The organism is Paraburkholderia sp. 22099 (genome assembly GCF_052045835.1).
GTDB lineage: Bacteria > Pseudomonadota > Gammaproteobacteria > Burkholderiales > Burkholderiaceae > Paraburkholderia > Paraburkholderia terricola.
Genome location: NZ_JBQEPU010000015.1, coordinates 118,139 through 141,089, shown reverse-complemented (window position 1 = coordinate 141,089; position 22,951 = coordinate 118,139). Strand labels below are relative to the sequence as shown.

The 22,951-nt window shown below is 66.3% G+C and carries 15 protein-coding genes; 8 read left to right on the top strand and 7 right to left on the bottom strand.

The features are described from left to right. Nucleotides 1–453: 453 nt before the first annotated feature. The 3 genes from ACTJLC_RS16340 (at nt 454) to ACTJLC_RS16330 (ending at nt 4,730) form a co-directional block, all read left to right on the top strand. Nucleotides 454–3,417: a hypothetical protein gene (locus tag ACTJLC_RS16340; protein WP_310133163.1), complete on the top strand. Its 2,964-nt coding sequence runs from the start codon at nt 454–456 to the stop codon at nt 3,415–3,417. A 213-nt stretch (nt 3,418–3,630) separates the two neighbouring features. Further along, nucleotides 3,631–4,368, top strand: coding sequence for a phage tail tip lysozyme (locus ACTJLC_RS16335; protein ID WP_310133160.1), 738 nt, complete (start codon nt 3,631–3,633; stop codon nt 4,366–4,368). Between the two features lie 65 nt (nt 4,369–4,433). Further along, nucleotides 4,434–4,730, top strand: a complete 297-nt coding sequence (locus ACTJLC_RS16330; RefSeq protein WP_310317500.1) for a hypothetical protein — start codon at nt 4,434–4,436, stop codon at nt 4,728–4,730. A 94-nt stretch (nt 4,731–4,824) separates the two neighbouring features. Here the strand turns inward: ACTJLC_RS16330 and ACTJLC_RS16325 are convergent, their stop codons facing one another. After that, nucleotides 4,825–6,294, bottom strand: a complete 1,470-nt coding sequence (locus tag ACTJLC_RS16325; RefSeq protein ID WP_310133157.1) for a helix-turn-helix transcriptional regulator — start codon at nt 6,292–6,294, stop codon at nt 4,825–4,827. 402 nt (nt 6,295–6,696) lie between these two features. Here ACTJLC_RS16325 and ACTJLC_RS16320 point away from each other — a divergent pair, with 402 nt between their 5' ends. Then, complete coding sequence (locus tag ACTJLC_RS16320; RefSeq protein WP_310133154.1) at nt 6,697–8,886, top strand: ATP-binding protein; 2,190 nt, start codon at nt 6,697–6,699, stop codon at nt 8,884–8,886. A gap of 21 nt (nt 8,887–8,907) precedes the next feature. Here ACTJLC_RS16320 and ACTJLC_RS16315 read toward each other — a convergent pair whose 3' ends face one another. Together ACTJLC_RS16315 and ACTJLC_RS16310 are read right to left on the bottom strand one after the other, a co-directional pair. Further along, nucleotides 8,908–12,030 (bottom strand): LOG family protein, encoded by a 3,123-nt coding sequence (locus tag ACTJLC_RS16315; RefSeq protein ID WP_310133152.1) that lies wholly within the window; start codon nt 12,028–12,030, stop codon nt 8,908–8,910. Nucleotides 12,031–12,088: 58 nt separating this feature from the next. Further along, nucleotides 12,089–12,511 carry an HrpB1 family type III secretion system apparatus protein gene (locus ACTJLC_RS16310; protein ID WP_208645269.1) on the bottom strand — a complete coding sequence of 141 codons (423 nt, stop codon included), beginning with the start codon at nt 12,509–12,511 and terminating at the stop codon, nt 12,089–12,091. A 301-nt stretch (nt 12,512–12,812) separates the two neighbouring features. Between ACTJLC_RS16310 and ACTJLC_RS16305 the strand changes: the two genes are divergently transcribed. Continuing rightward, a complete protein-coding gene (locus tag ACTJLC_RS16305) occupies nt 12,813–13,418 on the top strand; it encodes a hypothetical protein (RefSeq protein ID WP_310133149.1) in 606 nt (201 codons plus the stop codon). Between the two features lie 249 nt (nt 13,419–13,667). Beyond that, entirely contained in the window at nt 13,668–14,876 is a 1,209-nt protein-coding gene (locus ACTJLC_RS16300; RefSeq protein ID WP_310133147.1) for a cytochrome P450, read from the top strand. A 33-nt stretch (nt 14,877–14,909) separates the two neighbouring features. Here ACTJLC_RS16300 and ACTJLC_RS16295 read toward each other — a convergent pair whose 3' ends face one another. Beyond that, nucleotides 14,910–15,698: a CHAP domain-containing protein gene (locus ACTJLC_RS16295; protein WP_154873309.1), complete on the bottom strand. Its 789-nt coding sequence runs from the start codon at nt 15,696–15,698 to the stop codon at nt 14,910–14,912. A gap of 412 nt (nt 15,699–16,110) precedes the next feature. On the opposite strand from ACTJLC_RS16295, the gene ACTJLC_RS16290 reads away from it, so the two are divergent. Beyond that, entirely contained in the window at nt 16,111–16,824 is a 714-nt protein-coding gene (locus ACTJLC_RS16290) for a DUF3455 domain-containing protein (protein ID WP_310133145.1), read from the top strand. Nucleotides 16,825–16,936: 112 nt separating this feature from the next. Here the strand turns inward: ACTJLC_RS16290 and ACTJLC_RS16285 are convergent, their stop codons facing one another. Next, the gene (locus ACTJLC_RS16285; RefSeq protein WP_310133143.1) at nt 16,937–18,022 is read right to left on the bottom strand and encodes an aromatic ring-hydroxylating dioxygenase subunit alpha; all 1,086 of its coding nucleotides are present in this window, start codon (nt 18,020–18,022) and stop codon (nt 16,937–16,939) included. A gap of 670 nt (nt 18,023–18,692) precedes the next feature. Here ACTJLC_RS16285 and ACTJLC_RS16280 point away from each other — a divergent pair. Further along, a complete protein-coding gene (locus tag ACTJLC_RS16280; protein WP_310133141.1) occupies nt 18,693–19,748 on the top strand; it encodes a response regulator transcription factor in 1,056 nt (351 codons plus the stop codon). Nucleotides 19,749–19,949: 201 nt separating this feature from the next. On the opposite strand, the gene sctC is transcribed toward ACTJLC_RS16280, so the two are convergent. Both sctC and sctT read right to left on the bottom strand, forming a co-directional pair. Next, a complete protein-coding gene (gene sctC, locus ACTJLC_RS16275; RefSeq protein ID WP_154873305.1) occupies nt 19,950–21,788 on the bottom strand; it encodes a type III secretion system outer membrane ring subunit SctC in 1,839 nt (612 codons plus the stop codon). 287 nt (nt 21,789–22,075) lie between these two features. Then, the gene (gene sctT / locus ACTJLC_RS16270) at nt 22,076–22,891 is read right to left on the bottom strand and encodes a type III secretion system export apparatus subunit SctT (RefSeq protein WP_073428333.1); all 816 of its coding nucleotides are present in this window, start codon (nt 22,889–22,891) and stop codon (nt 22,076–22,078) included. Nucleotides 22,892–22,951 lie beyond the last annotated feature (60 nt).

Below are 22,951 nucleotides of genomic sequence, written 5' to 3'. Positions count from 1 at the left end.
GTTTTATGCCGGACATTCGCAAACGGACGTTTTCGGACTGACGCACTGACATTGGGAATTACAGAACCGTGCCCGAGCGAATGGCAACGATCGATACAGCAAAAGAATAATGGCTTTCCAAAAAAGGTGGCGCTTTATCTTTTCGTTATGGTCAATACCCTGGTTGCAAGTTCACCAGTGCGGGAGTAGATACTTGCCGTGACCGGAATATCTATCCGGCATTGATGCGAATTACGTTGAGCATCGATTCATTTATGCGGAGATACCACCTTCGCTTCGCAGCCGAAATACCTTCGCTTCCTCTTGGCCATCGCCCCTCCCCGCGTCCGTTCGCCTGCTCGCACGACGCTTCGCGACCGGCCTTCCGCGTTTCTCGCAACCGGCTACCTTCGGTCACGCTGGCCGAGTCCGCGCGCCGCGCGGGAGCGCGAACAGCAACCAGGGGAGGACACTATGCGACTGATCGGCCGCCTGCTCGGGCACCCGCAACCATTCGACGCGCAGAGCGCCGGTGGTACGCGGCAAGAACCCACGCATGCTCCCGTGGGCAGGCCGCTCGCGCGAGCCGAGACATCGAGCGCGCTCGAGTTCCTCCGCAGCGAGGGCCGACACGCCGCGGCAAGCACGAGGCACGCCGATCGAACGAACCGCACGAATTTTCGCAGCACCATCGCACCGCTCGTCGAGGCGGAGTTCGGTAGCGATCCGTGCGCCGATGGCGACTTTGCGGAAGGCGGCGCGCTCCACGACGCACAGCGCGCACGCAAGAAGATCGTTTCGCTGTTCCCCAACACGTCGGAAGCGGAATCGAACGAGACGACGCTGTTAGCGCAGCGCCTGATGCAATTCAAGGGCGGCAGCGCGTCGCGCTACGGCAATGCGATGACCCTGGCCTATGTGCTCAGGCAAGCGACCGGCGGCGATGCGTCCCGCGCGCTGGCGGTCGTCAACGCGTGGAGAGGCGACACGGCGCCCACCGGCGGGCAATTGGGCGCCGACATGCTGGCGACCCAGTGCGCGCTCAGCCAGTCCGACCAGGGCTGGCAACTGCTGCTCGAAAAGCCGGACATGTTGGCGGCGATGAGTCCCGCCGGCCGCCTCGCCGGACTCGAAACTGAAACGGCGCGCGCGGACGCACGTCTCGCGTTCCGGGCGAGCGACCATCTGCTCAGGAACTACGTCGACGGACTGGGCCTGCCGAGGCCCACCACGCTCGACGAATCCATCGGACTTGCCCGCCACATCGCCGGCCAGGCAAGCGCGCCGGAGCAACAAGCCGCACTCACGGGCATTCCGGCGAACGTGTTCAGATATCACCGGATCGCGGCGGACGCGTTGCTCGGCGCCGTCTCGCCGGACCCGACACTGAGCCAGTGCGAGGCGATCGTGTTCCTGCGAGGCGGCACGATCGACCCCGACCATGTCACGGAAACGTCCACGCGCTTTAACCGGATCGTGGGCGCGAGCGGCCATCGCGGGTCGTTCCTGAAGCGCATGCGCTCGTCGGACGATCTGTCCGCGCTCGACGAGCCGCAGATCCTCAAACTGCTCGTCTTGAACATCGTCGGCAACGTCTGCACCGACCTCGAACCGCTCGTGACGGAGCCGCATGGCGGCACGCCCGCCAATGCGCCGGCCGGCAGCGGCGCGCTTGCCGAACAGCCCGAAACGCGGGTGCAAGATGCAGCCCGCCTGGCCACGCTGATGGTGATGGGCGATCGCATTGCCCGCAAGGGATGGCGCGACGAGATGCCGATCGGCACGCTCGCGCGGCGCAAGATCAGGGAACAAACGGCGCGCCTGCTCGGCGTGAAGGAAAAGGAACTGGCGAAGGATTCCACCTGGGCCGACTTCTCCGCGCGATTGCAGCAACTCGACCTCGCCATGCTGCGGGAATGGGCAACGGATGCGCAGCCCGGCTTCGAAGGTTCCGCACTGGAAAATCGCCTGAACCTGCTGAGCGACATCGACCACGGCGTCGCGCCTCGCATCGCGGGACTCAAGGAACTCGTGACTATCGTGGAAGAAGGAGCGAGCATCGATGTCAGATCGTCAAGAGTCAAAGGCTTCAACACCACGCTCTGGTTCAGCGGGGCACTCGCGCTGACGGGCGTGATCAGCCATGCGATTCCCGCTGTCATGGCCTTGCCGACGCGCGCCCATACCAGGGGCCGGGGCGGACGCATCGCGATGAACGGCAGCGAGGGGCCCGACGGCGCTTGCCTCGAAATCCACGCCGGCACGTTCGAACGCGACACGCGCATTCGTCAGCGCGGCGTCGTCCTGATGTCGAACATTCCGATCGCCTTTGCATGGCTGATCCGCGAATGGGGCACGCATGAAGTCAATCAGACCTTCAGAGGGCCGGTCATCCGCATCGAGGTCAAGGCGCCCGATGGACTCGACAAATGCAAGGAAATCGCCGCCGGGCTCTTCGACGGATTGTCGGATACCCGCACCGGCGCGACGCAAGGACTCTGGAATCGATGGGTGACGGCGGCTGCGAAGCACCCTTCCGTCTCGGTTCGATACGACGAAGGTCACACCAGTGCGCCGACCGACGTCAAGCAGCACACGGCGCTCGCCGGCGCCACCATGCCCTTCCTTCACCTGCCGCAACTGACGTTGCCGTTGGCCTCGATCCAGTTCGGTCCGTGGCTCGCGGGCGCCGTGCAGCGACATCGCTCGGTCATGCACGGCGGCGAGGTTCACGTCAATTCGGCCGGCACGACACTGGTCGACGGCGCATACGAGCATGTCACCAAGGTGCCGGCCGGACTGGCTTATCCGCCGCCGTCGGTCGTCTTGCCGACGGTCGCGGGCGTGAATCTGGCGGGCGGGCACGGCGCGATGTTCACGGCCCTCAACAGCAAACGCACGACGAATGTGATCATGCTGAAGAACGGCAGCATCCATATTCCCGCGCCGGACGTCAGCGGCTCCACGCCGACACGGCAATGGACCACGGACGTCGAGACCTGTCGCGAGTGGCTGGCGAACCGCGACGGCGCATCGACGCCGGCGCCGCCCGCCGGTCTGACGGAAACACCGCCCGACACGCTCGCGTCGGCGCGTGCGGCGCGTGGACAGCAGGAAATGGTCGTGCGGCAGTACATGAAACCGCAGGCCACGAAGCGGCTCGAAGAACTTCAAACGCTCGCGGCCCATATCGCCGCGAGCACCGGTGACGAACAGGAAGTGGGCGAAATCGGCGACAACATCGGCCAGCTCCTGATGGACGAAGCAAACTGGGAGGCGCCCGAAGTGCTGGCGCAGCAGAGGGAGCACTCGCAAAAGACCTCGGGGCCTCTGCCGTGGGGCTATCAGTGGCAAATCCTGGAGGAAAGCACGGTTCTGTCGGCGCAACCGCTCGGGCGGAGCGCGCCCGCCGCATCGAACTTTCCGGCAACGCGCTGATGGCGCGAGGCGCGCTCGAAGACGGCGAAGCGTCATCGGAGATGCGCCTCCGCGCGTCGTTTCGCGCCGCCGGCTTCAACTTCCGAAACGCCGGCGCCAAGCGCAACGCGGCTGTGAGAATGGGCGTGGCGGCGTGCGTTGCGCATATCGAACGTCAGGCTGGCCGCTCTGCGTGCAAACGAATTTCCACGGACCTACCCGCGCGAGACAACCATGATCGAATCCGCCCAGTTACAGCGCGTAGACGAACTTCTGCATCAGCTTGGAGCCGGCGGTCCCGGCGCGAGCAGCGAGAACGATCAGAGCATCCTTCTGCAGATCCAGCAGATCCTTTCGGGGCTGTTCGACAACAGTAACGGCCCGTCATTCCAGATGCCGTCGATGCCCTCCTTTTCCGCGGCGCCCGCGCGGGCGAGCTACGCGTCCACCTCGTCGGCCTCACCCGCCTCGTACTCGGGCGCGGTTCCGGCCGGCGACGGCTCGGGCCAGGGGACGCCCGCGAGCACGGCCGAGGGGAAACAGACGGCGGAGCATTTCATGACGAACCTGCAACGGGACTTCGGCCTGACGAGAAATCAGGCGGCGGGGATCGTCGCCAACCTATGGCACGAAAGCGGCGGCATGAACACCGGCATCAACCAGGGCGGCGCGGTCGGCGCACCCAATTCCAACCTGCAGTCCGGCTATGGCGTCGCGCAATGGACCGGCTCGCGCAAGCAGGATTACCTCGACTACTGCTCGCAACATAAGCTCGACCCATCCAGCGAACAGGCGAACTACGGTTTCCTCAAGCATGAACTTGAAACCTCGCAATCGGGCGCGATCGACGCGGTCAAGCAGACGCAGACCGCGCAGGACGCGACCGTCGTGTTCTGCAATACGTTCGAACGTCCCGGCGATCCGCAGATGTCGAGCCGCCTCGCGGATCTTCAGTACGTGCTGTCCGCGTGATGGCGGGCAGAGGACGCGTGTGTCCCGCCATGCCGGGTTGATACAACCAGCCGGGGATTGCCTCGATGAGTTCAGACAAGTTGCCGCCGGTCGGTGGCGGAGAAGCGCCGGCTCAGCCTGATTTCGAAGGCTCCGATGAAAGAACGCAGCCCTTGAGAGCGCAGCTCCAGAAGCAGCGTCTGCACGAGGCGCAGCACGGCCGCGAACCTGCACCGGCGACGCCGAGGCAACTTGCCGACGCGTACTTCATGATGCGCCAGGGTCATTCACTGCAAGAGGCCGCGCGGGCCTTCGGCATCGAAAGCCCCGCCGATATCGAGGACTTGCGCGAGTTCGCCGAAAAGAACCTGCCCCGCTCCTAGCGCCGGCGCGCATCGCGCTCCGAACCGCACATGCGCGCCACAGAAGCGGACACCGGCATCGCAACCCGATGCGGCGTCCACCCGCGCCGACACGCTATCGCTCCAAAGTCTCCGAAGGCACTTCGTGAAACTGCTTGCGATATCCGCTCACCAGCGTCGAGCGGTTCTGCACGCCCCACTTGTTCGCCGTCAGCAACACGGTGCGATCGCCGGAGAACGAGTCGTCCAGCAGATCGGCGCGAATCCGCTCCATGCGCAGCCGACGGATCAGCTCCGAGGGCGACAGTCCGAGTGAATGCTTGAACGCGCTTTGCAACGCACGTTCGGTCACGCCGACCTCGGCCGCCACCTCGCGCACCGACAGGTCGCGCCGGTCGAGATTTTCCTGCAAATAGCGATACGCGCGCCGATAACGTGCGGGCAAGCGCGCCGCGACGTCGTCGAGTTGCGGCGCCTGGCGCGCGGCCCGCCCGCTGTACGAGGTCAGCACCTGCGAGTCGTCGCGCAGACACTGGGTGGCGATCAGCGCATAGCGTCCGAAGAAGACCATCCCTTCACGGCTGCGGCCGAGCGCCTGGTGCGTCTTGGCGACGCAATACAGATACTCGAGCTGACGGTGCCCGGTCGATGCCGCATGGTCGGTGCGATGCAGCGGCTCGAGCAGCGACTCAGCGAGCTGCGGCGCGTCGCACGCTAGCGCGGCGAGCACGACTTCGAGCCGCGTCGTGCGCAAATAGTCGCCGAGGCCATGCTGCTGCGCCCAGTTCAGATGCGCGGTGATGCGGTCCATCGCGCCGCGCTCGCCGCTCGCGAGCGCGCGCAACTGGCGCAGATAACCGATCCGCTCGCAGAGCAGCGGCGTGCGAACGCTCAACGCGCCCACTTCGTGCAGATCGGCTTCGTCGCTTGCCGTGCCGACCGCGCCGACACTGCGCAGCCCCTGCCCGCCGAGCCCCGATTGCCAGTACACGTGATCGTTCAGTTGCGCCGCGCCGCGCAGTTCGCGCTGCACGGCGACGTCGAAGCGCAAGGTGGCGACGATGTCGCGCCAGCTATCCGAGCCGTGTTCGGATGTCGCGGCGGCGAGTTCGTCGAGCGCATCGGTTGCATCGCGCGAGCGGCCGAGTTCGTGCAACGTGCCGGTAATCGCCAGGCGGGCTTCGAGTTGCCGCGACACCTCGACGTCGGGCTCGTCGATCAAGCGTGCAAAGCATGACAACGCCGTGGCAAGCCGATGGCGAAACAGCGCCTGCCAGCCGGCATTGCGGCACGACGCCGCGCGGATTGCCTGGCGCGGCGAGCGGAGGATCGCCTTCTGCGCGCGCCGATACTGTTCTTCGGCTTCGTCACAAATACCGAGGGTCATCTGCATGTCGGCATGAAGCTGCAGCAGTCCGGGCGAGCCCGCGGCGGCGCCCGCGCCGTTGCGCGCGAGATCCGACCAGCGGGCCGCCTGCGCGCCCGCCGCCTGGACATTGCCTTCACGAACCTTGTTGATGAAACCGTCCGGTAAATCCTGCACGGACAACGACGCCGCGAGTGGAAAATAAAGCGTCAGGAACATTGCGCTACTCCTCGTTGACACGCGCACGGCTGTCACCGCCGCCGGCACGCACGCTTTTGGCGAACACGATGGTTGGGAATGTCGCCATCGTTCGCACCGCTCAATCTATCCGCGTATGCGAAAGAACATCTTCAATAAATCTGAGCTTTTCGGCGGATTTGAGAACTGTTGAGATTTCCGGCGCATGTCGAACCGAATAGCCCCTCCGCGACGCATGCGGCGACCCTGCGCGGAGCGCGCCTGTTCCGTGTAACCTTTCGCTTGGCACCCAGGCACACCCAGGCGCACCCAGGCGCACCCAGGCGCACCCAGGCGCACCCAACCGCGGCACCCCACCGCGCGCAACCGCTGCATGCCGGCATGCCGGGAAAATCGGCTCGCCGGATTCGCTGGAGATTCAGGATGTCGTCACCACGACCGGGTGAAATGGTCATTGCGTTCAGTCGCTACACGCTCACGCAGAATCCGCCGCGTCTCGTCGCCGACGACTCGCCGGTCGAACTCGGCGCTCGCGCGCTCGAATTGCTGCTGGCGCTCGTGGAGGCCGGCGGCCGGCCGGTGGCGCGAGCCGAACTGTGCCGCCGGGGCTGGCCCGATCTGGCGGTCGACGCGAACACGGTTCAGGCGCAGATTTCCACGCTGCGACGCGCGCTCGGCGACGATCGCGACCTGATCGTCACCGTGCCGGGCTTCGGCTATCGTTTCGCCGCCGAAGTCCACACGGGCAGCGCGCCCCGGCCATCGGAGGCCACCGGCCCGGCGTTGCAGCCGCCGACCGAACCGCCCATTCACATTCCGCCGCGCACCGCGCAGACGTCGCCGCGCACGATGCGCTTGCGCGCGCCGCTGCATCTCACGCCGTTTATCGGCCGCCATGCGGAGTTGTCGGAAGTGCTCGGCCTCGCTTCGATCGCGCGCGTCATCACTCTGGTCGGCGCGACTGGAACCGGCAAGTCGCGCATTGCGCACGAGGCCGCTCGCCGGCTTGCCGCGCAATTCCCCGACGGCGTGGTGCCGGTGTCGCTCGCGGCGCAAACACCGCGTGAGAGTTTCGCGGACGCCTTCGCGCTCGCGCTGAACCTTGCGCCGCCGCTCGCGCGCGCTTCCTTCGCGCGTCTGCTGGATGGCGTGCGCACGCGGCGCGTGCTGTTCGTCGTCGATTGCGGGAAGACGGACGGCGAGCCCGCGGCCCGCATGATCGCCGCCTTGCTCGCGGAAGCGCCCGAGGTACGCGCGATCGTCACGGCCGCCGCGCCGCTCGGTCTCGACGGCGAAGAAGTGGTGACGCTCTACCCGTTGCGCACGCCCGACGACGCCCAGGTCAGCACCGCGCTCGCCGCGGAGTACGACGCGCTGCGGTTGCTGTTCGCACGGCTCGGCACGCTGTTCGCGCGGCGAGCGCGGCTGCGCGAAAAGCCGCGCGCGCTTGCGCGTTGGACCGGAAGCGCGGCCCTTCTCGCCGCACTCGATGCCGGCGAGATCAGCCAGGACGTGATCGATGCGGCCGTGCGCATCGCGCAGCAGTTGGACGGCGTGCCGCTCGCGCTCGAACTCGCCGCCGCGTCGATCGACGACAGCATGAACGCGGGCGACACGCTCGATACTGCGATGACCGGCTACGCACGCCGCCTTGCCGGCTTGATCGACGCGCGCATCGACGCGCCGGGCGTGCCGCGGTCCCTCTCGGCGCCGGTGCCGGTGGCGCTCGATCTGCATATCGCGCGGCTCGACCCTTTCGCGCGCAAGCACTTCCTGCTGCTCAGCCTGTTCGCGGGCGAGTTTCCGCGTTGCGCGGCGATCGGCCTGCTGACGGCCTGCGAGCCGCCGATGTCCGCCAGCGAAGGCGGCGGCGTGCGCGGCGAGGCGCTTGCCGACCGCCGTCTCGACCAGCTTGTCGAAGCCGGCCTGATCGAGGAGATCGACAGCGACGGGCAATGGATGCTGCAGATGCGCCGGCCGATCCGCGAACTCGCGCGCGACATGCTCACCGACAGCGGCGAATTCGATCGCGCGGCGCTCGCTCATGCGGGCGGCTTGCCGATACGCATCGCGGCGCACCGCAAGCGCGGCGAGCACAAGACGATCGACGTGCTCGATCTCAGCGATCTGGACGATCTGCGCGCCGCGCTCGCGTGGGCGGTGAAGGCCGGGCGTTTCGAACTCGCGGTCACGCTGCTCGAATGCTCCGCGCCGCTGTGGCGCCTGCTCTCGCTCGTGCACGAACATCTGCGGCGCGCGCGCGCCGTGCTCGCCCAGTTGACCGCGAGCGCGACGCCGCGCCGGCGCGACGAGATGCGTCTGCATGCGGTCATCGCAGAGGCGCTGCCGCGGGTGGAGACGCCCGCCGACCAGGTGATCGCCGCGTGGAACGAGGTCTATCAACTGGCCAACGCCTGTGCGGACAGCGCGTTTCGCGAGCGGGCGATCATCGCTCTGATCGCGTGCTGCAACGAGGCGGGCGATGCGGGCCGCGCGGCTGAACTGAAGGCCGTGCATGAAGGGATGATCCACGCGGGCAGTGCGCCGCCGACGTATCGCCCCGATAAAGCGACCGACGCGCCGGGCGTCGCGGGCAAGGCAACGGAGCGGTGAACGCCCGGCGCGCGGGCGGCACTATGCCCGCGGCGTCGAGCCGATCCCATACAGCGTTCGGATACGCATGAATTCATCGCCGAACGTCCGATCGAAGTCGTCGCGGCCCGCCTGCACCACGTGCACGTTCAGCGCCTTGAGCCTGCTCGCGCCTGCTTCGATGCGGCGTTGGCGGTCGAGCGCCGGATCGCCGGCGCCGAAGTATTCCAGATAACCGTCGCAGAGCCGCTTGCCGTCCGGCATCAGCGAGTTGACCAGGATCATCGGTTTGTCGCGCATCGGCTGCACGCCGGCTGCCTTCAAGGCGAGCGCGAAGCCGATTTCCTCGGCCGTGCCGACGCCGCCCGCGAGAAAGACCGCCATGTCCGCCTCGAACAGCTGATGCATCCGCGTGATGATGTCCGGGCTGACGTGGCCGACGTCGAGCGCGGCGGGCAGTTCGCTGGTCGTCGTTTCCTTGCCGATGACCATCGTCGTGCTGATGCCGGCCACCTTGCCGCCGGTGCGGCTCGACGCGGCATGGCGCTGATAGTGTTGATAGAACTCGCCCATCAGACCTTTGGCGCCGCCGCCATAGATCGCATCGTCGCCGCGTCCGGCGATCCAGCGCGCCACCGATGTCGTCTCGGCCACGAGTGAAGGCTCGACCGCCTTGCCCGACGCCAGCACCACCACTGCGGGACGCCGCGCCGCGCGGCCCGCATCCAGTTCGCGGCGCACGTCGAACCGGTTGGGCGGGGCCGCCGCGCCGTCTTGCGGGACCTCGATCCGCTCATACTGCGCCCAGTGCCGTTCGAGTTCGGCGGTCGCCTGACTTTCCTCGTCGTAACGCCGCGACAGCGTCAGCGGGTTTTCGCTCAACCCGTAGTGATGCTGGGTCCTGACGAGTTCCTGCAGGATGGCGAGATGCGGATCGCCTTCATTGACGAGCACACGCACGTTCTTGTAGTCGGGATGCAGGCTCGTCAGCACGAGCGCCGAAAAGTATTCGTAAAGGACGGTAGCCTGCGCGCCGAGCGTGCCGGGCACGGCATCGAACACCACGGCATCGGCGTGCTGCACGCGCTGGCCGATCGCATACGGATCGAACGCTCGCGCAGCCGATGCCTGGCCGATGACAACAGGCGGCGCGCGCTCGCCTGCCGGATCGGGCCGCGTTGCGTTCGCCGGCGCGAGCGCGCGGATACGCTGCTGCCATGCGGCGCCACGCGTGCTGCCCGGCTGACCGATCAAGGACACGCGATAATCCGGCACGCGCGATCTGCGCGCCGCGTTCTCGAACGTGACGCCGTCCGCGCGCATGGCGTCGATCGCTTTCACCCACGGCAGCGACGCGGTGTAGGCGCCTACGTGTGACCGGTCCATCAGTTCCTGCACGGAGCGCGACTCTGGGTTGATGGCCGCGGCGGGCACGAACCACGCCTCGCTGTCGGCGGCATTGACGGCGCCCGCCGGCGGACGGCGGAACTCGAAGGTGGTGGCGCCGGAAAAATTGCGCACGTCCGCCGCGCCCGTCGAAAGATCCATGTCGACGAGGCTCGCGACGCACACGCTCACCACGCTCGGTTCGAGCCGCTCGCCGGTGGCGGCCGCGCGCCGCTCGTAAGCTTGCATGAAGTGTTCGAGAAGCTGCGTGGTGCCGCCCGCCGTATTGATCCACCAGGTCGTCTCGACGCCGGGCACGGCCTGAATCGCCGGGTCCTGTCCGCCGACCCGGCGCTCAACTTCCGCGAGCGCCTCCTCCTTGATGTGCGCCGGGAAATACGGCTCCAGCAGCGGCCAGTCGGGAAATTCGAGTCCGCGATCGTCGGCGATGAAGTGCAGCCTGTCGCCGCGCTCCGCATCGACGCCGAACGATGCCAGCCGCTGCAGCAACGCTTCGCGCGAGATCGTCGGATGCTCGCCGTCGAGCACGCGCCGGATCACCCGCACGAACGATTCCGCCTTGCCGGAATTTTCCACGCCGGCGTCGGGCCGCAAGCCGCGCACGTTCGCGACGTAGCTGCCGTGACGCTCCTCGGGTTCTCCAAGATCGTCGATCAGCTCGATCAGCGAACTGATCCTGAGCGTGGCGCTGCCGAAACCGGAGCGCCAATGCTCGATTTTCAGCTGCTTGGTGGTGCCGACGAAGAGTTGCGCCACATTGCGCGTGGCGATGTCGGACTCAGGTAACGCCGGCGTCGCCGGGGTCGTGCCCAAGGCCGTCGGGCCACGGCGGGTCAGTGCGCCGGTGCGGGCGACGTCGTCGAGCGAGTCGACGATCTGCACGGTCGTCGCGGCGTGCGGCACGCCCGGCCGCTGCCCTTGCCGCAAGGTACTGTCGAGCGCCTTCCGGTAGTGTTCCTTCTCGTCCGCGCCGCGCGGCGCGGCGCCGAACATGCCCCGCAGCAATGGCCGGTAGAAACCGAAGTCGGCAACCACCAGCGCCCGTTCGCGCGGCTGTCCGACCGCACTCGCCGCCGCGCGCGCGGAACGCAGATAGTCGATCGCCTCGATGAACTGGTACGGCGCATGAAAATCGCCGCGTGTCAGCACGATCGCATCGGCGGCGTCGAATTGATCGAGGCGCCGCGGATCATCCGGCTTGCGCCCGCGAAAGCCGCTCACCACGACCTGCCTGTCGGCGAAGCGGCGCTTGACGTCGAGCGCCGCCGCGGCCGTATCGCCCGACAGTTCGCTCCAGCCGGTATGGATGCGGTCGGTTCGCCCCGCGCCGACGCACGCGCGATGCACGTATTCGTGCGCGTTCTGCGTGATGAAATTGCCGGTCTTCATCCGCGCAAGCAGATCGACGAGCCATTCGTCGCCGGGCCCGGTTACCGGCTTGTCGTTGCTGCTTTCGTCGACGAGAATCCGCAGCATGTCCTTCGCACGCCGGATGCGCCCTTCGGTCTGCGCATTGCGGATCGCGTGATCGTCGTGCGCGTGAGATACCCCGGCGTCGCGCAACACGATCTCGCTGCCCGGCTCCGCCAGCGGTACCGACTCCGGCGCACTGGCGCGGGATGGCGGCAGACCGTCCAGCTGCGGCGAACCAGGCGGGCGCCTCGATGCGGGCGGCGGCCCCGCAGGCCGCGCTCCAGGGTCGTGCTCCGGCCACGGCCGCGGTTCGCCCGCGCCGCCGCTGCTGATTTTGTCGTCCAACAGGAAGTCCTTTCGAGAGTGATGGATGCCGCGTGTCGCGCGGGAATGCTCACGCGTCTCAGCTGTACTCGTTGCCGAGCGCCTCCGCGATGCGCGCGGGCACCGCGTCGCCCTCGACACCCATGAACTTCGCGGCGATCGCGAGCGCGGTGGGGTCGCCGCTGTGCAGGATGGCGCCCACGCAGCGGCGCCAGTCGCGATCGCCCAGCATGTAAAGACACCAGCCCTGCAGCGCGATGACGACGGGCGAACCCTGCCCCTGCTCGTCGAGTTGCCGCAACAGGCGCAACGCATCCATCCAGCGCTGCGAGTTGACGAGCAGACGCACCTCGCAGATATCGACGACGGACGGATTGGGATGCAGCAGCCGCAGCACGAGCAGCAGCTCTTCGAGTTCGGCATGCGCGCCGAGCCGCAAGCCGACCGAAAACACCGACAGCAGCACACCCAGCACCGACAAACTGCATTGATCGTTTTTCATTGCATGTACCTGCGCAAACGAAAAGGCATCGGGAAACACGCAGCATTGTCGATGCGTACCCTTCGCCATGACCGCGAGCACACGAAGCGCGGCATAAGATCGCGAAGCGCATCCGCCGCCTCGAAGCGCCGCGCGCGGCGATGCGCCGCGAAGTCGCCAACGTTTCGTGCGCTCACACGCCGCTTCGCATTCGCCGACGCGAGCGCATCCGCTTCCCCTAGCCTGTGTCTGTTGAAGTCGGCGCGTTCTGCCGCCTCATCAGTTTTCGATTACCCGCATGATCAACCTTGTGAGAGGAACCATGACCTTCAACACAGTCCAGCCGTCGTTCCAGGCGCAGACGCTCGAATACTCGCCCAACACCCAGTCGTACGGCGGCGCGGATCCGAGCCGGATCAACGCTGACATCCAGCAGCTTCTCAACGACCTCGGCGCATTCAGCCAGACGCCCGGCTCGTCGGGCCAGTTTCCGGGCTCGGGTCAATTCCCCGGCACCGGCCAGGTGCCGGGCTACCCCGGCCAGTCGACGAGCGGCAACCCGCCGCTGCGCTCCGTCAAGCTCACGTCGCGCTCCGGCGGCGAAGTCGATCTGCTCGCGGACCCGTCGGGCAACCTGTACGACAAGAAGGGCAAGTCGGTGGGTTCGATCGGCGCCGACGGCAGCGTCAGCTTCACGCCCGATGGCGAGAAGGAGGTCCAGACGCTGGCGACCAACAACCACCTCGATTTCGGTATGTTGATTCGCGGCGACTTCGTGAAGCCCGACGAGCAGTCCAACGGCAACGTCAAGTTCTCGGCCGAGGATGTCAACATCGGCGCCGGCGACCTGAACCTCAGCGGCAACACGACGACGACGACTCCGCAGGTGCAGCCGCTCATGCAACAGCCCGGCACGATCACGATCTGACGCGCGCCGATTCGCGTCGGGTTCGCGTGAGGTTCGCGCCGATTTCCGCGGCATTCGCGCGCGCGAGTTGCGCATGATCGGCGCGCGGGTCGCGGATGATCGCGCGCCGGCTGCGCACGCGCTGCGCATGATCGACACGCTGGCTGCACACCGGTTGCGCATGACTGGCGTGCCAGTCGCGCGCGAGTTGCGCACCATCGGCGCCGTCTCGCGGGCACGCCCGCGCCTTCCCCTCAGCCGAAGCCGGCCATGACCGTCACGCTTGCCGACCCGGACTTTTACAGCGCCCTGCCCTCGATCATCGGCACGGGCTCCGCCGATCCGTACCCGGTCTATGCCTGGCTGCGCGCGAACCGGCCGCTGTGCCGCGACGCGAGCGGCGTATGGCTCGCTTCGTCGCACGCGCTCGTCACGCGCATTCTCGAGGACGCGCGCTTCTCCGCGCGCATGCCGCCTTCGGCCACGCCATTCGACGACGCCCTCGGCTACACCGACATGATCGTGTTCCAGAACGGCGCGGAACACGACCGCTTGCGGCGGTTCCTCGCGCCGCTCTTTTCGCGCAAGGCGCTGGCGGCGCTGCAAGCGTTCATCGACGACGAAATCGCGCGGCTCGTCGAGCGCCTGCGCGACACGCCGCGCTTCGACCTCGTGGCCGACATCGCGAGCGTGCTGCCGGTGCGCACGATCTGCCGGCTGCTAGGCTTTCCGGACGCGCACGGCGCGCGCTACCTCGAAGCGTCGACCGGCGCATGGCAACTGATCAGCGGCGCGCCGCTCGCGCCCGCCGAACGCATGAGCGCGATCGCGCAGACCGAAGCCTTTCTCGCGCAAGTCGAATCGTTCATCGCCGGCATCGATCCCGACGCGATGCCGGATCACGCGGCGTCGCGCTTTCTGCATCTCGAACGGGAAGGCGGAATCGGGCGCCGCGAGATGCTCGTCAACATCCTGTTTCTCTTCATTGCCGGTTACGGCACGACGTTGCTGTCGATCGGCAACGGGCTCGCCGCCCTGCTGCGCGCGCCGCGGGCATGGCAGGCGCTGCGGGCCGATCCGGCGCTCGTGCCGCAAGCGGTGCGCGAACTATATCGCCACGACGCAGCCGTGCAGGCGGTGTTCCGCTATGCGTGGGAAGACGTCGAGATCGACGGCCAGCGGATTCGGCGAGGCGAACTGGTGGTGCCGCTGCTCGGCGCGGCGAACCGTGATCCGGCCGCGTTCGATGCGCCCGACGAGATCCGCTTCGAACGCGAAGCCGGGCGTTCGCTGACATTCGGCGCGGGTCCGCATAGCTGCATGGGACTCGCGCTCGCGCGCATGCAGCTCGAATCGCTGCTGCGCTCGTTGCTAGCTCACATGCCCGATCTGCGGCTCGCGCCTGGTCCGCAGGTACGGCAGCAGCACGGCTCGTTTCATGGCTATGACCGGCTGGTGCTGGAGCGCGCCGGCGGTTAATACAAGCAACACAAACGCAAACATCGGCATCGCTCAATCGGAGAGGAATTTCACGTTGCCGGTATTGCCGGTGTAGGTGTCGTAGGACACGACTTGCGGGCCACTGCCGCCCTGCGTGTTGTTCGAGCCGATCAGCGTGATCTTGCCGTGGTCGTTGCTCGCGACGATCTCGACGTGTTCGTCCGCGCCGACGATGCAGACATCGCCGGGCTTCGCTTCGCTGCGGCTCACGTTGTGCCAGCCATCGCGCTTGAGTTCGCTGTCGAGAGTCGACACGAGGTTGGTGTGCTGCGATTGCGGTATATCGCCGGCTTTCACCAGACAGGCCGACACGAAGTTCGCGCAGCACACCGTCGTGTCGACGCCCTTCTCCATCGGCACGCCCTGGTTCTGCATGATGCTCGCCGCCGACTTGTGCAACTGGGTCTGCGCCACACCCGCCGCGTTGCCGTTGCCCGCGGGCGCGACGTTCGCATCGCCGCGCTGGACCGCGCCCTCCGAGCCGCTGGAACCGCCGCTGGAACCATTCGATCCGCGGTAGCTGGCTTGCGTGATACCGCCGCCGCTGGGCATTTGTGGCGGGCTGTACGAATCCGTTGGCGAAGATGCACTCGTCAGCGCGAGCAGAAATTGCAGGAACAGTTGCTCCATTTGCGGATCGCCCATGCCCCCGCTATTGCCCGCCGCGTTCCAGTTTCCCGCCGGCAGATTCGAGAACGCGTCGCGCAGGTTCAAGGGCTTTCCGAACGAACCCGAAGGATAGGACGTACCCAACAGACCCTGCGTCGGAAAAGACAGCGCCGGAAATGCGGTATAGGACATCACGACTCCTTTGGCATGGCGAAGCCACTCGCGCGAATCGCACCGAAGACCGCTCGCCCGATGCGGCATGGTCTTCCGGATGCAAGCTCGAATGTAGAAGCAAGCCTTGCGGGAAGCCGTGAGCGATGCGCACGAATGCGCGATAAAGCGAAGCAGCCAATGTGACGCCAAAGCGAATCCAGGGCCAACCCGGCACCGATCCGACGCGAGCACGACGAACCGCCGAAGCCAGGCGCGAATCGCGTGTCGAATCTCATGGCGAAGCTCATGGCGAATTTCATGCCGCATGACATGCCGCATGACATGCCGGATCTCAGGCCGTTGCGCGGAATCATCCGCGGGTTCGCATCGCGCGCCCCGGCACACGCAAGTTTCGTGTCTACTCGCGCCATTGCATTGCCTTGAGACCGCCGTGCTGAACCGTTCACTCGTCACCGTCCGTGTCGTCGCGCGTCCGCCAGGCGCCGCTCGCGTCGTCTCCGGCCGCGCCACTTTCGCCGTTCTCGCGCTCGCGGGACTCGTCGCCGCATGCGCCGCTCCGACACCGGGGCCGATGCAGCTCAAAGTGACGCAACAACAGCAACTCGTGCCGCCCGCGAACGACACGCTGCCCGTCTCGTTGCGCGTCGAGCGCGAGGAAGTGCTACAGGATGTGCTGAGCGCGGTCGGCGATGAAACCTACAGTTGCCGCAGAAGCGGCCCGACCCTCTCATGGACGCCCACCGGCGCGGAAGCGACGCTCGTCGATCAGGCCCGCAACAGCGTCGGCACGGTCATGCCGAACCGGATGTTCAACGCGTACGACGGCAGCTACGTGATCGGCCGCCTCGTCGGCGATGAGCCCGTCACGCCCGGCGCGCTGCCGTGGCAACGTCTCGCGACGCGCTTCAATACCGGCGAACGCACTGGCGAGGGACGCTTTGCGCGAACGACCTCGATCCAGCGCGTGTTGACCTCGGGCGGTCTGCCGCCGGACCCCGTGTGCGGCCAGGAAGGCCTGTCGCTTTTCGTGCCGTATTCGGCGACCTATCTTTTCTATCGGGCAGCAGATCCGTCAGCGGTGGCGCCGTCGCCCGCCGACGCCGCTGCCGCGCCACCGCTGAACGCCGCGTCCGCCGTGGAGTAGCACGCAACCGCGGCGCATCACACGCCGAAGCACACCGAGGCCCGTCGAAGCCCACGGTTCGAACGACGTAGCTATCGCGGCTTCTTTTTTCGCGGCCCGCAACGCCTCGGCGTCATTCGCACGCCGCGTGAGCCGCCTTTCGCTGCGGCGACCCGCGTTCTTTTTCCGTCTGCCGCTGTTCCTCCGCGATCAAGCGTTGCATGATGCGGCGCGCGTGCACCGCGCCGGCGTCGATCGGCAGCATCGCCGGACGCAGCGACCAGAAGTCGCGCTCGCCGATCGTCCGCTGCTGTGCCTCGAGCATCGGCAAGTCCTCGTCGCGAAACGGCGCGATCAGATTGCGCGCCGCCTGCCGCACGAGTTCCGCGCCTTGCTCGCCCATGTCGCGAGGCAGTCCGAACGCGAAAAAATAATGCGTGCTCGCGACGGACTCGGGCGTCAGCCAGTGTGCCGAGAGGCTCACGCGCGTCAACTCCGGCACACCGCTCTCGCACACCGCGACGGCGATGCTCAGGAGACCCGGCGGCATCCATCGCACATCGAGTTGACGGTCCGCGCGCGTGCCATGCGCCAGATTGAAAGCGCGCATCAGCATCGGCTGCAAGTGCTCGTCCGTGGCCTCGCGATGCACCGATACCGTATCGCCGTCGACCGCCGCGCGCACCGTGCTGCGAGCCATCTCGTCGCTACCGAGCGTACCGGCATGCAAATACTGGAGGTGACTGAGATCGAGCAGGTTGTCGGCGCTCAACTGGTAGTTCGCCCGCGTAGGCAGATAGTTCTCGCTGGTGAAGTTGCGCAGCGGGTCGAGAAAGTCGAAGGCCGGCAACGGCGCTGTTTGCGCACGCTCGGGATCGCCCGGCCAGAACCACACCGCGCCGTAACGCTCGCGGGTCGGATAGCACCGCGTGCGCGCATGCGCGGGTACGCGGCCGTCGCCGTGCGGGTTGAACACGCAATGACCGTCCGATCCGAAACGCAGACCGTGATACGGGCAAGCCAGCGCGCCATCCACGACTTGCCCGCGCGAGAGCGGCGCGAAACGATGCGGGCAGCGATCGTCGAGCGCGACGGCCTCGCCGCTGGCGTCGCGATATAACACGACCGGCTGGTCCAGCAGTGTGCGCGCGAACGGCGCTTGCGTCGTGACCTCGCTGGACAGCGCGGCGACATACCAGGCATTGAGCAGATACGGCATCGGGAATCTCCACGCGAATGCGCGCGCGGTCGTCCATTCGGTTGTCCATTCGGTACGCAGCCGCATTCCGTGCCGATACTAAGGAAATCCGCCCGGCAATACGCTCAACAATACTCATATCGGCAAATAGCGCCGAATTGTCTATTGCTTCGCATTGGACGACGACGGATAAAACGCAAGGCGCGATACTGAATTGCGACAGGCTTTCGCCTATCGGCAACGGGCCATGAAAAATAGACGCGAACGGGTGCCCGGAAACGCGGCTTAAAACTTACGTTTAAATTACATCCCTGTAAGGTTTAGTGCCTGTGCCTTGCAAACACGGCCTTTCCCGCCGACTGCCAACCTTCTTGTTTGTAAGGTTCGCATCCCTGGCAGGCGATCGGCTTTACTGACACTCGAAAATATCCGCCCCTGGCGAGTGCCGAACTACGAAAAACAGGCGAACGCAAAATCGCCTTTTCGTGATTGATCTTTGCCGCCGGCAAATGGGGCCGCTCAAGAGAAACAATACGTTACATCCTTGATGCGCGGCTCCCTCTACTGTCGAATCACTCGCATTGCGTAACGCATAACGAGCGGTGCGCATCGCGTCGAAGACCGGTTCCATGAAGAACGTCCGCCCGCCGCTCACGAGTCGCCCGGGCGCATCGTATCGCACGGAGGAAAAATGAAACTTGCAGTGATGACCAGAAGCGCAACACTGTTCGGGTTGATCTGCCGCTGTTTTGAAGCCGATGGCGCCGTCTGTCACCGTTTCGCCGACGACGTCGCCTTCGCACGCGCCATCTATCGCGACGAATACAGCGCGATCCTGATTGACGCGGATACCGGTATCAGTCCGCTGCGGCCGGTGCTCGCGCGACGCGCGTGCTACTCGGATCGCCGTGCGCCGTTGATCGTGGTCGGCGGCGGCCACGACCGTGCCGGCATCGCGCGTTTGTTCGACGCCGGCGCCGACGACGTCGTCCTGTCGCCGGTCGATTCGCGCGAGTTGACGCTGCGCGTGCATCTGGCGCTGCTGCGCGTGCAACTACAGGCCGCGGACAGCGGCGACCGGCTGGAATGCGGCCTCTACCGGCTCGATCGCCGCACGTGCACGGTGCACGTGAACGGCAAGGCGGTGCGGCTCACGTCGCGCGAATTCGCGATCGCATGGTTGCTGTTCTCGCATCCCGGCGAGTATGTGAGCCGTCGCCAGATCGCCGGCGCGGTCTGGAGCAGTTCGGAGGACATCATCGGACGCACGCTGGAGCAGCACATCTACAAGCTGCGCAAGAAGCTCGAACTCAATGGTCCGTGGGGCGTGCATTTGCGCACGCTGTATGCGCACGGTTACCGGATCGAGATTGCCGAGATGACGGACGCGCCGCTGGAAGAAACTGAAGCCGAAACCGAAACCGAAACCGAAGTTGCTCACGCGAATACCGCATTCGAACCGATGGCGACAGCCGCTCACGCAGGCCCCGCATTCGAACGGATGGCGACAGCCGAACGCGCGGAGGCGGCGCTAGCCTGCCTCGAATCGATGCCCTGCACCACCCGCGCCCCCGATGCGCCCCCACCGCGCGCGGAGGTGCATGCCGCGGACAGCGTCGTCGCACGCAATGCGCCGTCGTGGAGCGATTCGGCGGGCGTCTTCTCGGCCTCGTCGAGCGTGGTCACGAAGGTGCCCTACACGCTGTGGGACGCGTTCCCCGGCATGCGCACGCGCGGCGGCACTTGAGCTTGCGATCAAGCACGAAAAGTCCGGCCCGCGCCCCGGCATACCGCCGCGCGACACCGGCGACTTGAGCTTGCAATCGCGCGGCTTGCAATCCGACCTGCGCCCCGGCACACCGCCGCGGCACACGCGCAACCAGGCGACATGCAAGCGCGACACGAAAAAACCGCGCCGCGCTTGCACACCGCCACGCCACCACACCGCTCAAAACTCGATGATGCGCGGCGACAGCAGGAACAGGCGTTCCATGTGGCTGCGCTCGTCGGCGCGATAACGGAACAACGCGCCGAGCAGCGGAATCTTCGACAGACCCGGCACGCCGGTTTCGCCGTTGGTCGCCGTATCGACCCGGTAGCCCGCGATCAGCAGGCTCTCGCCCTGGCCCACGAACGACTCGGTGTTGATCGTGCTCGTCGTGATCACCGGAATGTTGTCGACCTGCTGCGAGGTCACCGAGCCGTCCTCGATGTGCACGTTCAGCTTGATGCTCGTCTTGCCGTTGTCCTCGACGACGAGCGGCAGCACGCGCAGCGATACGCCGGTCGACACGCTATACAGATCCGCCGACGTGTAGCCCGACACGCGCACGAAGAAGCGCGTTTTCTGGTCCATCACCGCTTCGACGTTGTTGAGCGTCGCGACCTTCGGGCTCGCGTCGATCTTCGCGAGATTGCTCTGCTGCAACGCGTTCACGCGCGCGAGCAGATAGCGGCCCGCGCTGCCGAGCACCGCCGTCAGCGAGCCGCCGACCGGCGTGGTGCTGATTACGGTCGTGCCGTCGGCGAGCGTCTGCGTGCCGAAGATCGGATCGATGTTGCCGTTGTAGCCGTTCTGCTGCGTCGTGCCGTTGCCGGTCTGAAAATCGACGTGGCTGTTGTGCGCGCGCCAGTCGACGCCGATCTGCTTGAGCGCGTTGTCGTCGATTTCGATGATGTGCGCTTCGATCTCGATCAGGCGCGGCCTGACGTCGAGCTGGTCGATCAGGGTCTGGTACTGCGGCAGCCGCTGCGGCAGATCGCGGATCAGCACGGAGTTCGTGCGCGGATCGGCTTCGATCACCGGCAGCGACTGGCTGCCGGAGACGGTCGTGTCGGCGGAGTCGTCATTGCCGCCCGAATTGCCGGCTGAGTTGCCGACGTTCTGCATGCCCGACGCGCCGCCCGCCGCCATGCCGTTCAACAGCCCGCCGATGCCCGGCGTGACGCCGCCGTTCGCCGTCATGCCCGCGGGCAACGGCGGGTTCACGCCGCTGTTCTGGAAGCCGCCGCCGTCCATGCTGCCGGTGACGTCGCGCATCGGCTGCAGGCGGCGCATCGTCGGTTCCTTCGCGATGCGGCTGGTCGCCGCGTCGTAGCCGGACGCGTTGTCGCGCGACTGGCTGCGCGGGTGATACATGCTCGACAGCACGTTCGCCACGCCGGAGACCGTGACGGTCTTGCCGTCGATCTCCACGTTGTGATCGGCGGCCCACGCGTGACGCAACTGGAACACGCGAATCGACGAGCCCGAGCGTTGCGCCGCATTCTCGTCGAGACGGCGCGCGATTTCCGCGACCAGTTGCACGTACGGCTGCGGTCCGCTAACGAGCGCGGTGCCCTGGCTCTCGTCCCAGGTCACCGGAAAGCGCGGATTCTCGACGCGCAACTGGCTGAGCGCCGAACGCAGATCCGCCGCGCTCGCGTGATCGAGTTTGATCACGCGCCGCGTCACGGTGTTCACATCGCTGATCGACAGCACGCTGCCGTCGTAGAACCACACGAAGCCGAAGGTCGACGCAAGCGTATCGAGAAAGCGTTGCGGCGGCATGTCGAAGCGGCCGCTCACGGTGCCGTGCACGTCGCCGGAAATGGTCGCCGGCACGCCCTGCCCCGCCGTGAAGTCGCGCAGCACGTCCTTCACGTCCTGCCCTTCGGCCGAGACATGAACGACGGAACTGCGCCAGTGAATCGCCGCCGCTTCGGCGCGCACGCCCAACAAAGCGGGCAATGCGATCGCGAGAGACGCCGCCAGCCGGACAGCGCGCATGAGCCGTTTCTTCTTCATGGGTTTCACGTTGGTCAAGGGTTAGCCGCGGCTCGGGAGGCCGCGAAACGATACGGAGCGGTGCGGGCCCGGCGCCGCGTTTCACAGACGGCGCGGCGCGCGCCGAACGCCATGCAACCGGTGCCGGCGATGCCAAATGTATCCAGGCGCATGCCGCACATTCTCAACAAATCTGACGGTTGGCCGTCATTTGAGAAGTGTTGAGGTTTCGGGCCCGGCTGTTTTCAACGGACGCGGCTTTTTACCGGCCTGGCCGGCGCATCCGCGGCGACGGCAGCAGCGGCAGGCTACTTCTTCGTGACGCCGGCGATCGTGCGCAACTGGTCGCCGAGGTTCGACAGCACGAGCTGATCGCGCACCTGATCGACGAAAATGCCGACGAACAGCGCGAGCATCAGCACCGTCAGCGCGCCCTTCACCGGCTGGCTCAGCGTCATCAGATCGAGCTTTTGCGCGGACTTCGCCGCGAAACCGAACGCGAAATCGACCAGCAGCAGCATCAGCATCATCGGCGCCGCGAGCTTCGCGGTGGTCTGCATCAACGAGTCGGTCTGCTGCAAGGCGAAGCTTTCCAGCACGTTGGCCGGCACCGGCGTGCTCGCCGTCAACGGCCACCAGTGATACGACTCGTACAGCGCGCCGAGCAGAAAGGTCATGCCGCCGAAGGTCCAGAACGCGACGCTCGCCACCTGGGCGAGCAGCGTGCCGGTCGGCGTCGACTGCTCCTCGCGCATCGGGTTCGTGATCTGCACGTTGTTGTAGCCGGTCAGGTCGTCGACGTAGGTGCCCGCGCTCTCCGCGACCCAGAACACGGTCGAGGCCGCGAAACCCAGCAGCAAGCCGATCCCCGCCTCGCGCAGACCGATCACCACCAGCGTCGTGCCGGAGAGCGACGTGAACAGCGACGCCGGCTGTCCATACGCGATGAACGAACTGAACAGCATGACGATGCCGTTGCGCACCACCCCTTGCAGGATGCCGTCAGCGGTCGGCGGGAACAGATACAGGATCACGAAGAGCCGCACCGAACACACGCCGAGCACGGTCAGCGACTGAATCAGCGTGGTGCCGAGTTGCGGCAGCGTGGTGAGGGATTCGTACATTCGGATGACTAGCGGCGATTGAACAATGAGCTAACGATGAGCGAACGGTGAACAGCGGAC

What these genes read in the sequence shown, in the direction of transcription:
- ACTJLC_RS16340 (WP_310133163.1), top strand. Translation starts at nt 454, where the DNA reads ATGCGACTGATCGGCCGCCTGCTCGGGCACCCGCAACCATTCGACGCG.
- ACTJLC_RS16335 (WP_310133160.1), top strand. Translation starts at nt 3,631, where the DNA reads ATGATCGAATCCGCCCAGTTACAGCGCGTAGACGAACTTCTGCATCAG.
- ACTJLC_RS16330 (WP_310317500.1), top strand. Translation starts at nt 4,434, where the DNA reads ATGAGTTCAGACAAGTTGCCGCCGGTCGGTGGCGGAGAAGCGCCGGCT.
- ACTJLC_RS16325 (WP_310133157.1), bottom strand. Translation starts at nt 6,294, where the DNA reads ATGTTCCTGACGCTTTATTTTCCACTCGCGGCGTCGTTGTCCGTGCAG.
- ACTJLC_RS16320 (WP_310133154.1), top strand. Translation starts at nt 6,697, where the DNA reads ATGTCGTCACCACGACCGGGTGAAATGGTCATTGCGTTCAGTCGCTAC.
- ACTJLC_RS16310 (WP_208645269.1), bottom strand. Translation starts at nt 12,511, where the DNA reads ATGAAAAACGATCAATGCAGTTTGTCGGTGCTGGGTGTGCTGCTGTCG.
- ACTJLC_RS16305 (WP_310133149.1), top strand. Translation starts at nt 12,813, where the DNA reads ATGACCTTCAACACAGTCCAGCCGTCGTTCCAGGCGCAGACGCTCGAA.
- ACTJLC_RS16300 (WP_310133147.1), top strand. Translation starts at nt 13,668, where the DNA reads ATGACCGTCACGCTTGCCGACCCGGACTTTTACAGCGCCCTGCCCTCG.
- ACTJLC_RS16295 (WP_154873309.1), bottom strand. Translation starts at nt 15,698, where the DNA reads ATGTCCTATACCGCATTTCCGGCGCTGTCTTTTCCGACGCAGGGTCTG.
- ACTJLC_RS16285 (WP_310133143.1), bottom strand. Translation starts at nt 18,022, where the DNA reads ATGCCGTATCTGCTCAATGCCTGGTATGTCGCCGCGCTGTCCAGCGAG.
- ACTJLC_RS16280 (WP_310133141.1), top strand. Translation starts at nt 18,693, where the DNA reads ATGAAACTTGCAGTGATGACCAGAAGCGCAACACTGTTCGGGTTGATC.
- sctC (WP_154873305.1), bottom strand. Translation starts at nt 21,788, where the DNA reads ATGAAGAAGAAACGGCTCATGCGCGCTGTCCGGCTGGCGGCGTCTCTC.
- sctT (WP_073428333.1), bottom strand. Translation starts at nt 22,891, where the DNA reads ATGTACGAATCCCTCACCACGCTGCCGCAACTCGGCACCACGCTGATT.